Annotated in this window: 16 protein-coding genes; 9 read left to right on the top strand and 7 right to left on the bottom strand. The window is 64.1% G+C overall.

The genetic code is table 11. The features are described 5' to 3' along the window. Positions 1-8 precede the first annotated feature (8 nt). Positions 9-1,037, bottom strand: a complete 1,029-nt coding sequence (locus tag ASG57_RS23180) for an alpha/beta hydrolase family protein (protein ID WP_057197601.1) — start codon at positions 1,035-1,037, stop codon at positions 9-11. A 177-nt stretch (positions 1,038-1,214) separates the two neighbouring features. On the opposite strand from ASG57_RS23180, the gene ASG57_RS23175 reads away from it, so the two are divergent. Both ASG57_RS23175 and ASG57_RS23170 read left to right on the top strand, forming a co-directional pair. Further along, positions 1,215-1,859: a TetR/AcrR family transcriptional regulator gene (locus tag ASG57_RS23175; RefSeq protein WP_057197599.1), complete on the top strand. Its 645-nt coding sequence runs from the start codon at positions 1,215-1,217 to the stop codon at positions 1,857-1,859. Between the two features lie 144 nt (positions 1,860-2,003). Continuing rightward, positions 2,004-2,231, top strand: a complete 228-nt coding sequence (locus ASG57_RS23170) for a hypothetical protein (RefSeq protein ID WP_057197597.1) — start codon at positions 2,004-2,006, stop codon at positions 2,229-2,231. Here ASG57_RS23170 and ASG57_RS23165 read toward each other — a convergent pair. The 4 genes from ASG57_RS23165 to ASG57_RS23150 all read right to left on the bottom strand — a co-directional run bounded on the left by ASG57_RS23165 (position 2,228) and on the right by ASG57_RS23150 (position 7,853). Beyond that, complete coding sequence (locus ASG57_RS23165; RefSeq protein ID WP_057197594.1) at positions 2,228-2,890, bottom strand: HAD-IA family hydrolase; 663 nt, start codon at positions 2,888-2,890, stop codon at positions 2,228-2,230. The two genes, ASG57_RS23170 and ASG57_RS23165, sit on opposite strands and share 4 nt — an antisense overlap. A gap of 40 nt (positions 2,891-2,930) precedes the next feature. Then, positions 2,931-5,909 (bottom strand): excinuclease ABC subunit UvrA, encoded by a 2,979-nt coding sequence (uvrA, locus tag ASG57_RS23160; protein ID WP_024342722.1) that lies wholly within the window; start codon positions 5,907-5,909, stop codon positions 2,931-2,933. 263 nt (positions 5,910-6,172) lie between these two features. After that, positions 6,173-6,865, bottom strand: coding sequence for an outer membrane protein (locus ASG57_RS23155; protein WP_057197593.1), 693 nt, complete (start codon positions 6,863-6,865; stop codon positions 6,173-6,175). A 235-nt stretch (positions 6,866-7,100) separates the two neighbouring features. Next, the gene (locus ASG57_RS23150; protein WP_024342724.1) at positions 7,101-7,853 is read right to left on the bottom strand and encodes an outer membrane protein; all 753 of its coding nucleotides are present in this window, start codon (positions 7,851-7,853) and stop codon (positions 7,101-7,103) included. A 449-nt stretch (positions 7,854-8,302) separates the two neighbouring features. Between ASG57_RS23150 and ASG57_RS23145 the strand changes: the two genes are divergently transcribed. Together ASG57_RS23145 and gyrA are read left to right on the top strand one after the other, a co-directional pair. Beyond that, on the top strand, positions 8,303-8,794 hold the full coding sequence (locus ASG57_RS23145; protein WP_024342725.1) for a single-stranded DNA-binding protein: 492 nt from the start codon (positions 8,303-8,305) through the stop codon (positions 8,792-8,794). Positions 8,795-9,122: 328 nt separating this feature from the next. After that, positions 9,123-11,852: a DNA gyrase subunit A gene (gene gyrA, locus ASG57_RS23140; protein ID WP_057197591.1), complete on the top strand. Its 2,730-nt coding sequence runs from the start codon at positions 9,123-9,125 to the stop codon at positions 11,850-11,852. A gap of 79 nt (positions 11,853-11,931) precedes the next feature. Here the strand turns inward: gyrA and ASG57_RS23135 are convergent, their stop codons facing one another. Further along, the gene (locus ASG57_RS23135; RefSeq protein ID WP_024342727.1) at positions 11,932-12,189 is read right to left on the bottom strand and encodes a hypothetical protein; all 258 of its coding nucleotides are present in this window, start codon (positions 12,187-12,189) and stop codon (positions 11,932-11,934) included. A 249-nt stretch (positions 12,190-12,438) separates the two neighbouring features. Between ASG57_RS23135 and coaD the strand changes: the two genes are divergently transcribed. From coaD to queA, 5 genes are all read left to right on the top strand, one after another. Next, on the top strand, positions 12,439-12,933 hold the full coding sequence (coaD, locus tag ASG57_RS23130) for a pantetheine-phosphate adenylyltransferase (protein ID WP_024342728.1): 495 nt from the start codon (positions 12,439-12,441) through the stop codon (positions 12,931-12,933). A gap of 38 nt (positions 12,934-12,971) precedes the next feature. Beyond that, positions 12,972-13,535 carry a peptidylprolyl isomerase gene (locus ASG57_RS23125; RefSeq protein ID WP_057197588.1) on the top strand — a complete coding sequence of 188 codons (564 nt, stop codon included), beginning with the start codon at positions 12,972-12,974 and terminating at the stop codon, positions 13,533-13,535. Between the two features lie 9 nt (positions 13,536-13,544). Then, positions 13,545-13,970, top strand: a complete 426-nt coding sequence (locus ASG57_RS23120) for a UCP034077 family protein (RefSeq protein WP_057197586.1) — start codon at positions 13,545-13,547, stop codon at positions 13,968-13,970. Next, entirely contained in the window at positions 13,967-14,431 is a 465-nt protein-coding gene (locus ASG57_RS23115) for a peptidylprolyl isomerase (protein ID WP_024342731.1), read from the top strand. The genes ASG57_RS23120 and ASG57_RS23115 overlap by 4 nt, the downstream gene beginning before the upstream one ends. Before the next feature lie 119 nt (positions 14,432-14,550). Then, positions 14,551-15,624 carry a tRNA preQ1(34) S-adenosylmethionine ribosyltransferase-isomerase QueA gene (gene queA / locus ASG57_RS23110; RefSeq protein ID WP_057197584.1) on the top strand — a complete coding sequence of 358 codons (1,074 nt, stop codon included), beginning with the start codon at positions 14,551-14,553 and terminating at the stop codon, positions 15,622-15,624. A 116-nt stretch (positions 15,625-15,740) separates the two neighbouring features. On the opposite strand, the gene ASG57_RS23105 is transcribed toward queA, so the two are convergent. Then, complete coding sequence (locus tag ASG57_RS23105) at positions 15,741-16,778, bottom strand: aspartate-semialdehyde dehydrogenase (protein ID WP_057197582.1); 1,038 nt, start codon at positions 16,776-16,778, stop codon at positions 15,741-15,743. Positions 16,779-16,934: the final 156 nt, after the last annotated feature.

Here is a 16,934-nt window from a genome sequence, read left to right as displayed (position 1 = left end):
GGGCCATCTCATGGCGAGGAAACGAGATCGGTCGCTCCCTGGGCCATGCGCCGGGAATGCGCGGCGGGCAGGGGAGAAGGTGCGGCCCCCGGCGCCGACGCCAGCAACGGCTGCCAAGTGACATTCCAGCGCGCCAGCGTTGCCCCGTTGCCTTCGAAAACCAGGTCGAGAAAGGCCAGACTGAGCTCGGCGGTCGCGAGCTTGACTTTGGGGTTGAGAGCCGGACCACCCGTGAAGGCGCGATCGGTGAAGACGCTGTGCGAACCACCTTCGAACACGGCGAGCAGCTTTCGCGGTGTGGCGATGGCGTTGAAGACCTTCAACCGGTCGGCAGCGGGCGAGTAGTATCCGGGAATCTGAATGACGTCGTTCGTCGCCGTCACATGAAGGGTTGGAACGGTGATCCTGCTCAGCACCGAGGCAAGATCGGACTCGCCATAGAATGGAGGGGCCGAGATGACGATGGCGGCTCCAAAGCGCGGGTCCCGGGCCTCCACCCATCTCCCTTCGCGCATCACGCGGGCGCCAACGGCAACAAGAGCGGTGTTCGCTCCATATGAATGCCCCGCCGCTACGACGCGCCGGCGATCGACGTGGGCGCCATAGGGACTCGACAGCATGCGATCCAGGGCGAAGCGCAGGTCCAAGGCTCGCGCCAGCGCCTCGCTCTCATGGGCGGCTCGCTGCAAGCGGTCCACGACGGCGAGGGGATTGCCCGCCCAGAGCGACGAATCGCTGCCCGCATGCTGGACATGCAAGCTGGCAATGCCGCGGGCCGACCAATATCGCCCCAGATAGCTGTAGCCGCGGCGAGAGCCACCGAGGCCGTGGGAGAACACGATGAGCGGCACACGCGATCCCGGCGCGGCATCCGTCGGCCAGTGCAGGCGCGCCGGAACGGGCCGCGAACGCGCGGGATCGGCCCAGTCGAAATCGATGAAAGCGGGCGGAGCGGACTGCGCTTGCGCTGGATGTGCGGTGAGCGCCGCTGTAACCGCGGCTGCGAGCAGCATGGTGCCGAGGCGCCGTCGCGTCATATTTTCAGGAGCGATTGCTTCGCCGGCGCTGCGCGCAGATCGAACATGCCGAGAGGGAGTGTCGCCGCCCGACCGGTTCACCATGAATGCACCTTGCTCAAAGTCTCACCGAGTGTAAGTTTAAATTGCACTTAGTGTAATTTTGCAAACTGGTCGATTTCATGGCAGAAACGGGCGATGAAAAATTCGCCCCGAAAGGAGGAAGGCCTGCGCGAACGGAAGCGGCGCGAAACGCAGCATCGTATCGCCGAGCAAGGCCTGAAATTGTTCCTGACCAAGGGCTACGACGCCACCACGCTGGACGCGATCGCGGAGGCGGCGGGGATCTCGCGGCGGACGTTCTTCTACTACTTCAAGTCCAAGGAAGAGATCCTCCTGGCCTGGCAGGACGGCGGGTTCAGCGAGACGCTGCGTGCCGCCGTGCTGGAGCAAACGACCAGGCAGTCGCCTCTCGATGCCGTGAAGAGCGCCTTGCTGGACCTGACGGCCCGCTTTCAGGTCGACTACAAGCAGACCAAGGTGATCGAACGCGTGATGTCTGCGAACGAGGCGCTTCGCATCCGGCAGCAGGCGAAATACGTCGAGAAGGAAGAAGCCGTATTCGAGGCGCTGCGCCAGATGTGGGCGCAGCCCCATCGCCAGGCTGCGCTGCGCGTGGTCGCTATGATGTCGGTTGGAGCGCTGCGCCTGGCGATCGACAATTGGAATCGCGACCAGGGCAAGCGACCTCTGGCCACCCACGTGAAGGAGGCTTTTGCGTGCCTGGACAAGGAAATCGGAGGAGGGGCGTCGCGCAAGGCTGCCGGTCGATCCGGCGAGTGAGCTAGTGCCGGGCCGGGTGGCGGGATCCCACCTTGGTCCATGCGGGGCCTCGTGCTCGAACCGCAAGCCGCCTTACGCCGACAGATGCTCTCCAGGATTGATTCTCCATCGAGAGATGCACGGCAGGAAGCGGAAACATTTGCAATGGACAATAAATGGGTCGAACTCGCGGTGGCGTGGCTGCCGTTCGTGCTTCTGATCGGGTTCTGGTTCTGGTTCTCGCGACGAAACGGCATGCAGGCGCGCGGATCGTCCGGTGCGACCTTGATCGAGCTTTACGAGCAGCAGGTGGCCGAGACCCGGCGGATGAACGGCTTGCTGGAGCGGATCGCGGTCTCGATGGAGAAGCACGATCCGCCCCGCGGCAGCTAAGCCTGCATGGGATTTCTGGCACCGATCAGGGCCGGCGCGATGTCACTGATCTGCTCGAACACATGGTCGGGCCGAAGCGCTTGCAGCGCCGCGGGTGCCGCATAACCCCAGCACACTGCACCGCAAGCGATCCCGACGGCCCGCGCGGCGTCGATGTCACGAACCTCGTCGCCGATCGAAATCACCCGGGCAGGCGCGACGCCGGCGCGGCGGATGACCCTGCGGAATTTCGCGGGCTTGCCGAACAACGAAGCCGCGCAGTCGAAATGTGAAAACAGCGCCGCGGCGTCTCCGAGCTTCTCGCGCGCGTTGGCTTCGCTGTCGGAGGTCACGAGCGCCATCTGCACGCCGTTGTCGGCGAGCATCCGCAGCATCGCCTCGACGCCCGCAAACAGCGAAATCTCGCCAGCTGCCTCCGCCTTCAGCCGCCGCGCATGCCGCGCAATCGCCGGCAGCTTCCACAAGGGCACCTTGAGCCGGGAAAGGATTTCGCGGCTCGAGGCATGCCGCAGCTCCTCGATGTCCTCTTGCGCGACGCGGCGAAAATTGAAGTGATCGGCGACGTCGTTGATGGTGCGCAGGAACCACGGGAAGCTATCGGCGAGGGTGCCGTCGAGGTCGAAGATGGCGAGGGAGTAGGGCGGGTTGGCCTTGTTCATTCCATCCTATGCGCGCCGATGGCTCGCCCTATTTCGCTACCTACTCCGCCGCCTCGCTCGCCGCACGCCTTCGCTTCGGCTTCCGCGCTTTCTCCAGCACCGGCGCCAGGAACTTCCCCGTATAGCTGCGCGGCGCCTTCGCGATGTCCTCGGGCGGGCCCCACGCCACGATCTCGCCGCCGCCGTCGCCGCCTTCGGGGCCGAGGTCGATGACCCAGTCGGCGGTCTTGATGACTTCGAGATTGTGCTCGATGACGACGACGGTGTTGCCTTGCGCCACCAACTCGTGCAGCACCTCCAGGAGCTTCTTGACGTCGTGGAAGTGCAGGCCGGTGGTGGGCTCGTCCAGGATGTAGAGCGTGCGGCCGGTGGCGCGCTTGGACAGCTCCTTGGCGAGCTTGACGCGCTGGGCTTCGCCGCCCGAGAGCGTCGTCGCCTGCTGGCCGACATGGATGTAGTCGAGGCCGACGCGGTGCAGCGTGTTGAAGGTCTCGCGCACGCGCGGCACTGCCTTGAAGAACTCGGCGGCTTCCTCGACCGTCATGTCGAGCACGTCGGCGATGCTCTTGCCCTTGAACAGCACTTCCAGCGTCTCGCGGTTGTAGCGCTTGCCCTTGCAGACGTCGCAGGTGACGTAGACGTCGGGCAGGAAGTGCATCTCGATCTTGATGACGCCGTCGCCCTGGCACGCCTCGCAGCGGCCGCCCTTGACGTTGAAGGAGAAGCGACCCGGCTCGTAGCCGCGCGCTTTCGCCTCCGGCAGGCCGGCGAACCATTCGCGGATCGGCGTGAACGCGCCGGTATAGGTCGCCGGATTCGAGCGCGGGGTGCGGCCGATCGGCGACTGGTCGATGTCGATGATCTTGTCGATGTGCTCGAGGCCTTCGATGCGATCGTGCGGCGCGGCGCCTTCGCTGGCGTTGTTGAGCTTGCGGGCGATGGCGCGATAGAGCGTGTCGATCAGCAGCGTCGACTTGCCGCCGCCGGAGACGCCGGTGACGCAGGTGAACAGGCCGAGCGGGATCTCGGCGGTGACGTTCTTGAGGTTATTGCCACGCGCGTTCACCACCTTGATGGTGCGGCGATGGTTCGGCGGGCGCCGCTCCGGCACCTCGACCTCGAGTTCGCCGGTGAGATACTTGCCAGTCAGCGATTTCGGGTTGCGCATGATCTCGGCGGGCGTGCCTTCGGCGACGATGTTGCCGCCATGCATGCCGGCGCCGGGGCCGATGTCGAGCACGTAGTCGGCGAGGCGGATGGCGTCCTCGTCATGCTCGACCACGACCACGGTGTTGCCGAGGTCGCGCAGCCGCTTCAGCGTATCGAGCAGGCGCGCGTTGTCGCGCTGATGCAGGCCGATCGAAGGCTCGTCCAGGACGTAGAGCACGCCCGTCAGACCCGAGCCGATCTGCGAGGCCAGGCGGATGCGCTGGCTCTCGCCGCCCGACAGCGTGCCGGAGGAGCGGGACAGCGTGAGATAGTTGAGGCCGACGTCGAGCAGGAAGGTGAGGCGCTCGCGGATCTCTTTCAGAATGCGGCCGGCGATCTCGTTCTGCTGCTTGTTCAGCGTATCAGGCACGCCTTCGAACCACTCGCCGGCCTTCTTGACCGACAGCTCCGAGATTTCGCCGATATGCTTGCCCCCGATCTTGACGCAAAGTGCCTCCGGCTTGAGCCGGAAGCCCTTGCAGCCTTCGCAGGGTACGTCGTGGAAATATTTCGCCAGCTCCTCGCGGGCCCACTCGCTCTCGGTCTCGCGATAGCGGCGGTTGATGTTGGTGATGACACCCTCGAACGGCTTCTTGGTGTCGTAGGAGCGAACGCCGTCTTCGTAGGAGAACTTTATCTCGTCCTCGCCGGAGCCGTAGAGAAGTGCGTCTCTCGTCTTCTTCGGCAGATCCTTCCACTTGGTGTCGAGCGTGAACTTGTAATGCTTGCCGAGCGCGGTCAGCGTCTGCACGTAATAGGGTGATGACGATTTGGCCCAGGGCGCGATCGCGCCCTTGCGCAGCGTCAGATCCTTCTCGGGAATGACGAGGTCCTCGTCGACATGCTGCTCGACACCGAGGCCGCCACAGGCCGGACAGGCGCCATAGGGATTGTTGAACGAGAACAGGCGCGGCTCGATCTCGGGGATGGTGAAGCCCGAGACCGGGCAAGCGAATTTCTCCGAGAACAGGATGCGCTCGGGGCCGCTCTTGTCGTGGATCTTCGCCGTCTTCTTTTTCTCTTCCGCGGGCGCGGTCGCGGGTGCATCGGCGAACTCGATGACGGCTAGGCCTTCGGCGAGCTTCAGCGCGGTCTCAAAGCTTTCCGCGAGGCGCTGACCGATATCTGCGCGCACGACGATGCGGTCCACCACGACGTCGATGTCGTGCGGGAATTTCTTGTCGAGCGCCGGCGCCTCGCTAAGCTCATGGAAGGTGCCGTCGATCTTGACGCGCTGAAACCCCTTCTTGAGCCATTCGGCGAGTTCCTTGCGGTACTCGCCCTTGCGGCCGCGCACGACCGGAGCGAGCAGATAGAGGCGGGTGCCTTCCGGCAGCGCCAGTACGCGGTCGACCATCTGCGAGACAGTCTGGCTCTCGATCGGCAGGCCCGTGGCCGGCGAATAGGGTATGCCGACGCGCGCCCAGAGCAGGCGCATGTAATCGTAGATCTCGGTGACGGTACCGACGGTGGAGCGTGGGTTCTTCGAGGTGGTCTTCTGTTCGATCGAGATCGCCGGCGACAGGCCGTCGATCTGGTCGACGTCCGGCTTCTGCATCATCTCCAGGAACTGGCGGGCATAGGCCGACAGCGATTCGACGTAACGGCGCTGGCCCTCGGCGTAGATGGTGTCGAAGGCGAGGGAGGATTTACCGGAGCCCGACAGGCCCGTGAACACCACGAGCTTGTCGCGGGGAATCTCTACGTCGATATTCTTGAGGTTGTGCTCGCGCGCGCCGCGGATCGTAATTGCGCGCAGGCTGGAGCCCGCGTTCTGTTGTTGGCGCTTCGCCTTGATCACTTCGTCCATCCCGCTGGTCCTCAAGGAAGCCCAAAGACGCGCAATCGCGCCAAGGGAAAGGCGCGCTTCGCCCGGAACCGGATCGGCGCCGATGGGTATGTCAGCGAACGTAGGAAGAACGACAGAGGATTTCCAGTGCGACTTGCGAATCGTCAACGGATTGTTGGCGCGCTGGCGGCATCTGGCAGCAGGGACTTTCGGAGCTCTAACGGGCAAAACAAAAAAGGCCGGCGCAAGGCCGGCCTTTCGTGACGATGTGACGTCGGTCGTGATCAGTACTTCGCGACGACCGGGCCGCCGAAGTGATAGTTCACGCCGACCTGCACGGTGTGAAGGTTGAGCGTGCCGCTGGGAACGGTACCCGAGAAGTAGGTCTCGCCGCCGAGGCTGCGATAGAGGTACTCGCCCTTGACCGACCACTGCGGAGCAAAGAACGCCTCGACACCCGCGCCAACGGTCCAGCCGGAGTGAAACTTGCTGTCGGAAATCGAGGCAGCGCCCAGGGTGGCGGTGACCTTGTTGTCGATCCAGGCGTAACCGCCGGTGCCGTACAGCAGCACGTTGTTGACGGCCCAGCCGATGCGACCGCGCACGGTGCCCATCGCGTCGGTCCTCGAGGACACCGAAGCGGGGACGCCGCCGACGCCGGCGACGAAAACGGTGCCAGCCGCCGAGGCGCTGACGTCTGCCCAGGCGCCATCGGCCTCGAGGCCGAACACGACGTTGCCGGCCTGCCAGTTGTAGCCAGCGGTGCCGCCGACGAAGCCGCCCTGCATCTTCGGGTCGCCCGAAGAGGCTTCCCAGGCGCCGCCGCCGACGATACCGAGATAGAAGCCCGTCCAGTTGTAGACGGCAGCGGCCGGAACCATCGGAGCCTTGGTATAGGGGCGAGCCGCGAGATCAGCAGCCGAAGCAGGAGCTGCCAGGGCGAACAAGCAGGCCGAAGCCAACAAAACCTTTTTCATTTTCAACTTAATCCCAGTACCAGTTTCTGTTGTTGCCTTCCGTGACCGGAAGGGAGCGGACTCAACGGCCCAACTGGCGCTGCATTTACACCATCAAAGCTGCAAGTTGTGTCTCCGAAAAGCCACAACGTCACAAAAGGTGATGGTTACTGACCCATTACCCCGAGCGAGCTGCATCCAAACGACAAAGGCCGGCGCGAGGCCGGCCTTCGATCGTCACGCGCGATTCGCGCTATCAGTACCTCGGAGCGGGCGCGCCCCAGTTGAAGTGATAGTTCACGCCAGCCTTGACCGTGTGAACGGTGTCGGTCCACTCGGAGCGGTTCGCGGCAACAGCCGGAGCGGTGTACTGCAGCGTGCTTGTGCCGAAATCGATGTAGTTGTACTCGACCTTGGCGGACCAGTTCGGGGCGAACATGTATTCCGCGCCGGCGCCGACGGTCCAGCCCCAACGCCAGTCATTCCGCACGACACTGCCGACGAGAGGAACATCATAGCGATGCTGCAGGTCGCCAACGGCGGCACCGCCACTGACAAAGAACAGAGCGGGACCGGTCGAATAGCCGAGACGGCCCTTGATATCGCCGAAGCTGCGGATCTTCGTGAAGTAGGTGTCGCCTAGGCCGGCATTGATTTCCGCCGAACGGCCGCTGATATCAGACCAGTGATAGTCGCCCTCGATGCCGAAAACGACCGGGCCCGACTGCCAATTATAGCCGAACACGCCACCGACGAAACCGCCGCTGATGTCGTAGTTCTGAGTTCCTGCGAAGCCCGGGCCGTTCGGAAGGAGGAAGAACGTCTCGTCGCTGTCGCCCCAGCCGCCACCGCCCTGAATACCAGCATAGAAACCGGTCCAGGTGTAGATCGGCGCGGGCGCAGCCACCGGCGCTTTCGTGTACGGACGAGCGGCGAGATCCGCCGCGTTTGCCGGAGCAGAGAGGCCCAGCGCAGCGGCCCCAAATGCAATTACTAAGGTCTTTCTCATTTCCTAAAGCCCTCCAAAGTTGTCCGCTTCTTGCGAGATCCCCGAAGCGGTTAAGCGCGATGCCCATAACGTCCAAGTCCGAGTCAACCGTAGCGCGATTTGGTGATCGAGTCCGTCTCCGAAATGCAACAGTCCCTCACGATCGTGAGCCAGCTAAGTAGATGATGTTCATTAAGTTTCGTGCTGTCACGGGAACCGCAAAAAGTTCCATCGGGTTCCCCGCCCGCCTCAAATTTTTCGGCAGAGTTCCATTCCAGGTTGTTCCATCGATTTTCTGGAACAAATCTAGAACAGGCGAGGAATTGGTGCTATATGTGGGGATAACCTGCGGTGCGACGGGCCGATCCGGGGCCGCGAGCGTATAGGGTCGCCTCAACGAGGCGCAGAGGAACGCGGGCAGCGGGACTCGCCCTATTGAAATTCAGTGGCATTCGGAGTGGAGAGCGGCGATGGCGGGAAGCGTCAACAAGGTCATTCTGGTTGGAAATCTCGGCAAGGATCCTGAAATCCGCCGGACCCAGGACGGGCGGCCGATCGCAAATCTGAGCATCGCCACCTCGGAGACGTGGCGTGACAAGAACACCGGCGAGCGCAAGGAGAAGACCGAGTGGCATCGCGTCGTGATCTTCAATGAAGGGCTTTGCAAGGTCGCCGAGCAGTATCTGAAGAAGGGCGCGAAGGTCTACATCGAGGGCGCGCTGCAGACCCGCAAGTGGACCGACCAGAGTGGCGTGGAGAAGTATTCTACCGAAGTCGTGCTCCAGGGCTTCAACTCGACCCTGACAATGCTCGACGGCCGCGGCGGAGGAGGGGGCGGCAGCTTCGGCGATGAGCCCGGCGGCGATTTCGGCTCCTCCGGTCCCGTCAGCAGTGCGCCGCGCCGGCCGGTTGCAGCCGGCGGCGGTCGCAACAGCGACATGGACGATGATATCCCGTTCTGAGAACGCGGACCGCACAGCCAAGGCGCACCGTCTGGTCGGCTGCTTAGCGTGTCGTGGCAGCAATTCGTGTTGATCGGCGGCGGGCTCGGGTTTTCCGGGCCCGCTTCATGTTTGAAGCGAGCTTGAGTTGCGTCCGGCAAGCAGGCTGACGGTTCGTCGCGCCATTGAGCAGGGGAGGCGATTCCGGGCCTCTCGGGAGCGGGGTTCGTAAGGGCCTAAGTTGTTGGAAAAATAGGCGGAAAAATCGCTTGCAGGGACATGCGCGAGGGTGGTTATCACAGGCCCGATGCGCTATATGATTCCCAGATAAACCTCACCGGATTTCCCCTTGGCTGACGACGACGACAAGCCCGGCGACCAGCCGGCGCAACCCTCGGATATTCGCCCCGTCTCCATCTTCGAGGAGATGAAGAAGTCCTATCTCGACTACGCCATGAGCGTGATCGTGGCGCGGGCGCTGCCCGATGCGCGCGACGGTCTGAAGCCGGTGCACCGCCGCATCCTGTACTCGATGAACGAGCAGGGGCACACACCCGACAAGAAGTACGTCAAGTCCGCCCGCGTGGTCGGCGACGTCATCGGTAAGTACCACCCGCACGGCGACCAGTCGATCTACGACGCCATGGTCCGCATGGCGCAGGACTTCTCGATGCGGGTGCCGCTGATCGACGGCCAGGGCAATTTCGGCTCGGTCGACGGCGATCCGGCGGCCGCCTATCGTTACACCGAAGCGCGCCTGACGAAGGCGGCGCTGGCTCTGCTGGCCGACATCGACAAGGATACCGTCGACTTCCAGCCGAACTACGACAACAACGAGACCGAGCCGTCGGTCTTGCCGGCCAAGTTCCCGAACCTTCTGGTAAACGGCGCGGGCGGCATCGCGGTCGGCATGGCGACCAATATCCCGCCGCACAACCTCGGCGAGGTCATCGACGCCTGCGTCGCTCTGATCGACAACCCTGCGCTCACCATTGACGAACTCATCAACATCGTGCCGGGACCTGACTTCCCGACCGGCGGCGTCATTCTCGGCCGCGCGGGCATCCGCGCCGCCTATCACCTCGGTCGCGGCTCGGTCGTCATGCGCGGCAAGGTCGCGATCGAGACCATCCGCAAGGAGCGCGAGGCGCTCATCATCACCGAGATTCCGTACCAGGTGAACAAGGCGACGATGGTCGAGCGCATCGCCGAGCTGGTGAAAGAAAAGAAGATCGAGGGCATCGGCGACCTGCGCGATGAATCCGACCGCGAAGGCTACCGCGTCGTCGTCGAGTTGAAGCGCGACGCCGTGCCGGATGTGGTGCTGAACCAGCTGTACCGATTCACGCCGCTGCAGACGAGCTTCGGCGTCAACATGGTGGCGCTCGACAGCGGCCGTCCGCGGATCATGCATCTGAAGGACCTGCTGACGATCTTCGTAGACTTCCGAGAGCGAGTCGTCACGCGGCGCACCAAGTACCTGCTCGCCAAGGCGCGCGATCGGGCGCATATCCTGGTCGGTCTCGCGATCGCGGTCGCCAATATCGACGAGATGATCCGCGTCATCCGGAGCTCGCCCGACCCGACCGCCGCCCGCGACACTCTGATGTCGCGCGACTGGCCGGCCCGAGACGTCGAGGACATGCTGACGCTGATCGACGATCCGCGCCACCGCATCAGCGCGGACGGCACGATCCGGCTGTCGATGGAGCAGGCGAGGGCCATTCTCGACCTGCGCCTGCAGCGTCTCACCGCGCTCGGCCGTGATGAAATCCGGGAGGAGCTCGACAAGCTCGCCGGAGAGATCGCCGATTATCTCGACATCCTTCGGTCGCGCGAACGCGTGCTGGGCATCATCAAGACCGAGCTCGCCGAGGTGAAGGCGGAGTTCGCCACGCCGCGCCGCACCGTGATCATGGAGCAGGAAGGCGAGGTCGAGGACGAGGACCTGATCCAGCGCGAGGACATGGTCGTCACCGTGTCGCACGCCGGCTACGTCAAGCGCGTGCCGCTGTCGGCCTACCGGGCACAGCGTCGCGGCGGCAAGGGCCGCTCCGGCATGCAGACCCGCGACGAGGATTTCGTGTCGCGCCTGTTCGTGGCCTCCACGCACACGCCGGTGCTGTTCTTCTCCTCACGTGGGCAGGTCTACAAGGAAAAGGTCTGGCGCCTGCCGATGGCGGCACCGAACGCGCGCGGCAAGGCGCTGATCAACATCCTCCCGCTCGAGCAGGGCGAACGGATCACCACCATCATGCCCTTGCCCGAGGACGAATCGACCTGGGCTCAGCTCGACGTGATGTTCGCCACGACAGGCGGCAACGTCAGGCGCAACAAGCTGTCCGATTTCGTCGACGTCCGCCGCTCCGGCATCATCGCGATGAAGCTCGACGACAACGAGGCGATCGTCGACGTGCAGATCTGTACCGAGCGCGACGACGTGCTGCTGACGGCGGCCGGCGGCCAGTGCATCCGCTTCCCCGTTACCGACGTGCGCGTGTTCACCGGGCGCACCTCGATGGGCGTGCGCGGCGTCGCGCTCGGCGAGGGCGACAAGGTGATTTCGCTGGCGATCCTCCGTCATGTCGAGACCACGTCGGATGAGCGCTCGGCGTACCTGAAGATGCGACGTGCGGTGGCGGGCGAGGCTGCGGTGGAAGAGGCTCCGGCCGATGCCGAGGCCGAGGAGACCTCAGGCAGCTTCCAGCTGTCGCAGGAGCGTTATGCCGAGATGTCGGCGCAGGAGCAGGTCGTGCTGACGGTTTCCGTCAACGGCTATGGCAAGCGGACCTCGTCCTACGAGTACCGCACCACGGGCCGCGGCGGCAAAGGCATCGTTGCCATGAGCGTCAACAATCGCAACGGCAACCTGGTTGCGTCCTTCCCCGTGGAAGAGGCCGATCAGATCATGCTGGTTACGGACAAGGGGCAACTGATCCGCTGCCCGGTCGAAGGCATCCGCATCGCCGGCCGCTCGACCCAAGGCGTCATCGTGTTTGACACCGCCGAGGACGAGCACGTGGTGTCGGTTGAGCACATCACCGAAGAGGCGGAGAGCAACGGCGCGAACGGGGAGTAGCGTTCGCCCGCAGCTCGGATTGCGCTCCGCTCAAGCCGGGCTAAGCACCGCTCAGCGGATGCGGCGTGGTCAGACCCGGCTACGGGGTGCGATCCGCGGTGACGAGACGGGCTTCGCGGATGTTGGCCTTGGTGCCGGCGCGACGCAGGCACGAGGCCTCGAAGTTCGGCCATGCCTGATGCGAGCAGTCCCTGCCAATGGCGCGGACATCGAGCCGGTCGCCCTTGGCCAGCGGCTGCGGCACGCTGGCTTCGACCTTCGGGGCAAAGCCGGGCAGGAGGGTGAGAGCCGCGGCGACACACGCAGACAGAGCGATCGCTGAAAGAGTCTTGAGCATTGACGGTCCCCTGTGATGCGGCCGCTCACGCCCGGTGTGCGGCCCGTCATTCGTTAGCTGGATTAGTAACCATGGCCAGTTTCCGGACGTCTTCGCCGATGCGGGAAATGGTTTCGTTTCTGCGCCGTTTTGTTTCGTGGCTACCCCGAGGACGAAACAATCCGGCCGATCCGACCAGGGTTTGCCGACTATCCGACAGGGAACCCGGCCGGCTTGCCGGGGCGGCCCGGGCGCGGTAGGACGGATGCCATGTCGCGCATCGCCTTTTACCCAGGTTCCTTCGACCCCATCACCAACGGCCATCTGGACGTGGTCCGTCACAGTGTGCCGCTGTGCGACAAGCTCGTTGTCGCGATCGGGGTCCACCCCGGCAAGAAGCCGCTGTTCTCGACCGAGGAGCGGCTGAAGATGCTTCATGACGTCTGTGGGCCAGTGGCGGCCCAGGCCGGCTGCGTGCTCGAAGCCGTCACATTTGACGATCTGTCGGTCACCGCGGCGCGCAAGCATGGCGCAACCATCATGATCCGTGGCCTGCGCGATGGCACCGACCTGGATTACGAGATGCAGCTCGCCGGCATGAACGAGGCGATGGCGCCCGAGGTGCACACTGTCTTCCTGCCCGCTTCTCCCGCGGTTCGCCCGATCACCGCCACTTTGGTGCGCCAGATCGCTGGTATGGGCGGAGACGTCTCGGCCTTCGTCCCGCCGCTGGTTGCTGCACAGCTCAAGGCCAAATTCGCCTGATGTGGCGCTATTCCTGTTGTCTCTGATCCGGAGTTATCATGATCCGAATTCTCGCAGTCCTTGCCGCGCTTGTATTCGCGGTGCCGGCGGTGGCGCAGCAATTGCCGGCAAATCTCGACAAGGCCAATGCCATCGTCATCGACAGCACCAAGGGCCGCATCGTCATCAAGCTCAGGACCGACATCGCCCCTCAGCACGCCGAACGCATCAAGCAGCTCGCGCGCGAGGGATTCTACAACAACGTTCCGTTTCACCGCGTCATGGACGGCTTCATGGCGCAGACGGGTGATGGTCAGAACGGCAACGGCACCGGCGGCTCGAAATACCCGAACCTGAAGCAGGAATTCTCCAAGGTTCATTTCGCCCGCGGCATCGTCGGAATGGCGCGGCGCGGGGACAGCGTCGACAGCGCCAATTCGCAGTTCTTCATCATGTTCGCCGACGGCGGCAGCCTCGATGGCCAGTACACGGTCATCGGTGAGGTCGTGCAGGGCATGGACGTCGTTGACAAGCTGAAGAAGGCACCTCCCGGCTCACCCGGCGGCAGCGTCACCGATCCAGACAAGATGGTGAAGGTGCAGGTCGCATCCGACATCAAGTAGGCGCAGGCCGTGGCGCGCCGCCGCGGCAGGCTCATGCTGGTTGCCGCGATGCTGCTGCTTGGCATCCCCCGTCCGGCCGCCGGGGACGCGCAGGTCAACACCATCCAGGACATCTTCCGGCATCTGCGCACCTGCTGGAGACCGCCGTCGCCCACCAGGGCGCGCCCACTCGACATCACCGTCGTCGTGAGCTTTAACCGCTCCGGAAACATTCTGGGCCATCCGAGGATTACCTATGAATCTGCGGAGGCTTCCGACAATGACCGGCTGCAATACCGGATCGCGGTGATGGAGGCGTTGCAACGCTGCACGCCGGTGCCATTTACCGATGCAATGGCCGGCGCCGCAGCGGGGCGTCCATTCGCCATCCAGTTCCGCAGCCGCAAGACGTCGCCCGACAAGACTTCACCCCAAACGCAAGAGAGACGAGCATGAGCGTCACCGAAAACACCCTGATCCTCGAGACCACGCAGGGCCCCGTCACGATCGAGATGCGGCCTGATCTGGCTCCCGGCCATGTCGCGCGCATCAAGGAGCTGGTCCGCGAGGGCTTTTACGACGGCATCGTCTTCCATCGTGTGATCGAGGGCTTCATGGCGCAGACGGGCTGTCCGCACGGTACCGGCACCGGCGGCTCCGGCAAGAAGCTCAAGGCTGAGTTCAACAAGGAGCCGCATGTGCGCGGTACCGCCTCGATGGCCCGCGCTGCAAACCCGGATTCCGCCGACAGCCAGTTCTTCATCTGCTTCGACGACGCCCGCTTCCTCGACAACCAGTACACGGTCTGGGGCAAGGTCACCGAGGGCATGGAGAACGTCGACAAGATCAAGCGCGGCGAGCCGGTGATGAATCCGGACAAGATCGTCAAGGCGCGGATGGCCGCGGACAAGGAATAGTCATCCGTCATTCCGGGGCGATGCGCAGCATCGAACCCGGAATCTCGCGCCACAATCTCGGGATTGCCGGATCGCCGCGCCTGGGGCGCCGGCGGTCCGGATGACTGTGGTATTGAGACATGCGCACCGATCTCTTCGATTTCGATCTGCCCGCCGAGCGCATCGCGTTGCGCCCGGCGAGCCCGCGCGATTCCGCACGGATGCTGGTCGTGGAGAACGGCGCGTTGCACGACCAGGCGATCGCCGACCTGCCGCAATGGCTGAAGCCGGGCGACCAGCTCGTCGTCAACGACACCAAGGTGATCGCGGCGCAGCTCAAGGGCCGCCGTATCGGCCGCGAGACCGAGCCCAAGATCGAGGCGACGCTGATCAAGCGCCTCGACGGCTCGCGCTGGCAGGCCCTGGTCAAGCCGGCGAAGAAGCTCACAGCCGGCGATCGCATCCGCTTCGGCAACGAGGGCAAGGTCTGCCTGCTGGGCCATCTCGACGCCGAGGTCGAAGCCAAGGGCAGCGAAGGCGAGGTGACGCTGTCCTTCTCGTTCCACGGGCCGGCGCTGGATCAAGCCGTCGCCGATCTCGGCAGCCCGCCGCTGCCGCCCTACATCGCCTCCAAGCGCACACCCGACGATCAGGATCTCGCCGACTACCAGACCATGTTCGCGTCCAACGAAGGCGCGGTGGCCGCGCCGACCGCGGGGCTGCATTTCACGCCGGCATTGGAGGAGGCGTTGTGCGCGCGCGGCGTCGGCATCAATCGCGTCACGCTGCATGTCGGGGCAGGGACGTTCCTGCCGGTCAAGGTGGACGACACCGAAGGGCATAAGATGCACGCCGAGTGGGGCACGATCTCGGCCGAAACGGCGGAGCGGCTCAACGCCGCGAAAAAGAATGGCAACCGCATCATCGCCGTCGGCACCACGTCATTGCGGCTGCTCGAGAGCGCAGCGCGCGAGGACGGAACGATCCAGCCATTCGCGGCGGAGACCTCGATCTTCATCACCCCCGGCTATCGCTTCCGTGCGGTCGACGTCCTCATGACGAATTTCCATCTGCCGAAGTCGACGCTGTTCATGCTGGTGTCGGCATTCTCAGGGCTGGCGACGATGAAGGGCGCGTATGCGCACGCCATCACGACCGGGTATCGGTTTTATTCGTATGGGGATGCGTGCTTGTTGTTTCGGGCAGCGCCGTAGGGTGGGTTGGCCGTAGGGCGTAACCCACCCCTGTCAGTCTTCGCGGAAGCAGAAGAGGTGGTGCGCCAGCGGACTACGCTTCGCGTAGCCGCGGCCATTCACCCACCCGCCTTCCGTTATGCCATCACCCGCTGCGGCAGCAGCTCCGCGATCTGCACCGCGTTCAGCGCCGCGCCCTTGAGCAGCTGGTCCGCCGCCACGAACATCGAAATCGAGTGCCCTGAGGGATCGCTGAGATCCTTGCGGATGCGGCCGACCAGGACGTCGTCTTGGCCCGAGGCGTCGATCGGCATCGGGAAGTAGTTCTTGGCGCGGTCGTCGACCACCTTCACGCCGGGCGCCCGGGCCATCATGGTGCGGACCTGGTCCTCGCTGATCGGCTTCTCGCATTCGAAGGTGATGGCTTCGCAATGGGCGCGCAGTACGGGCACGCGCACGCAGGTGACGCCGATCGCGATCTTGTCGTCCTCGAAGATCTTGCGAGTTTCCTTGATGACCTTGGTCTCTTCGTCGTTGTAGCCGGTCTCGGGATCGACGGCCGTGTTGTGGCTGAAGAGGTTGAAGGCGTAGGGGTGCAGCATCACCGTGGGCGTATAGACCTGCCCGTTGAGATTGGCCCGGGTGGATTCGACCAGCTCGTCCATCGCGGCGGCCCCGGCGCCGCTCGCGGCCTGGTAGGTCGAGATGATCACGCGCTTGATGCGGTTCTTCTGGTGGATCGGCCACAGCGGCACCAGTGCGGTGATCGCGGCGCAGTTCGGGTTGGCGATGATGCCCTTGTGGTCGCGGATGCGGCGCGCGTTGATCTCGGGGATCACCAGCGGCACGTTCGGATCCATGCGGAATGCGGAGGAGTTATCGACGACGACGGCGCCAGCCTTGACCGCTACGGGCGCGAACTTCCTGGAGATGCTGCCGCCGGCCGAGAACAGGGCGACGTCGACGCCCTCGAACGAGCGCTCGGTCAATTCCTCGATGACGATCTCCTGCCCGCGGAACGATACCGCCTTGCCGGCGGAGCGTGCGCTGGCGAGCGCCTTGAGCTTGCCGACGCGGAAGCCGCGCTTGTCCATGGTGGCGATGAATTCGGCGCCCACTGCACCAGTGACGCCGACAATCGCGACGACGGGATCGTTACTCACTTTGTCCTCCATTGCTTTGAAATCAAGACAACAAAAAAGCCCCGGACCATCGAGCAGGCTGTGTGGAAACGATTGGAGGCTCCGGGTAACCGGGGCCTCTTTTGCTTCAGGTGCTTTCAGGCTGCGGCGGTTTTGATGTTGATGGCGCGGAGGATGTTGTAGGCGAGG

This window comes from Bradyrhizobium sp. Leaf396, from assembly GCF_001424605.1.
Classification (GTDB): domain Bacteria; phylum Pseudomonadota; class Alphaproteobacteria; order Rhizobiales; family Xanthobacteraceae; genus Bradyrhizobium; species Bradyrhizobium japonicum_C.
Note: the sequence above shows the minus strand (reverse complement) of the source record. Positions and strands in the feature narration are given on the sequence as shown.

What these genes read in the sequence shown, in the direction of transcription:
- ASG57_RS23180 (WP_057197601.1), bottom strand. Translation starts at nt 1,037, where the DNA reads ATGACGCGACGGCGCCTCGGCACCATGCTGCTCGCAGCCGCGGTTACA.
- ASG57_RS23175 (WP_057197599.1), top strand. Translation starts at nt 1,215, where the DNA reads ATGAAAAATTCGCCCCGAAAGGAGGAAGGCCTGCGCGAACGGAAGCGG.
- ASG57_RS23170 (WP_057197597.1), top strand. Translation starts at nt 2,004, where the DNA reads ATGGACAATAAATGGGTCGAACTCGCGGTGGCGTGGCTGCCGTTCGTG.
- ASG57_RS23165 (WP_057197594.1), bottom strand. Translation starts at nt 2,890, where the DNA reads ATGAACAAGGCCAACCCGCCCTACTCCCTCGCCATCTTCGACCTCGAC.
- uvrA (WP_024342722.1), bottom strand. Translation starts at nt 5,909, where the DNA reads ATGGACGAAGTGATCAAGGCGAAGCGCCAACAACAGAACGCGGGCTCC.
- ASG57_RS23155 (WP_057197593.1), bottom strand. Translation starts at nt 6,865, where the DNA reads ATGAAAAAGGTTTTGTTGGCTTCGGCCTGCTTGTTCGCCCTGGCAGCT.
- ASG57_RS23150 (WP_024342724.1), bottom strand. Translation starts at nt 7,853, where the DNA reads ATGAGAAAGACCTTAGTAATTGCATTTGGGGCCGCTGCGCTGGGCCTC.
- ASG57_RS23145 (WP_024342725.1), top strand. Translation starts at nt 8,303, where the DNA reads ATGGCGGGAAGCGTCAACAAGGTCATTCTGGTTGGAAATCTCGGCAAG.
- ASG57_RS23135 (WP_024342727.1), bottom strand. Translation starts at nt 12,189, where the DNA reads ATGCTCAAGACTCTTTCAGCGATCGCTCTGTCTGCGTGTGTCGCCGCG.
- coaD (WP_024342728.1), top strand. Translation starts at nt 12,439, where the DNA reads ATGTCGCGCATCGCCTTTTACCCAGGTTCCTTCGACCCCATCACCAAC.
- ASG57_RS23125 (WP_057197588.1), top strand. Translation starts at nt 12,972, where the DNA reads ATGATCCGAATTCTCGCAGTCCTTGCCGCGCTTGTATTCGCGGTGCCG.
- ASG57_RS23115 (WP_024342731.1), top strand. Translation starts at nt 13,967, where the DNA reads ATGAGCGTCACCGAAAACACCCTGATCCTCGAGACCACGCAGGGCCCC.
- queA (WP_057197584.1), top strand. Translation starts at nt 14,551, where the DNA reads ATGCGCACCGATCTCTTCGATTTCGATCTGCCCGCCGAGCGCATCGCG.
- ASG57_RS23105 (WP_057197582.1), bottom strand. Translation starts at nt 16,778, where the DNA reads ATGGAGGACAAAGTGAGTAACGATCCCGTCGTCGCGATTGTCGGCGTC.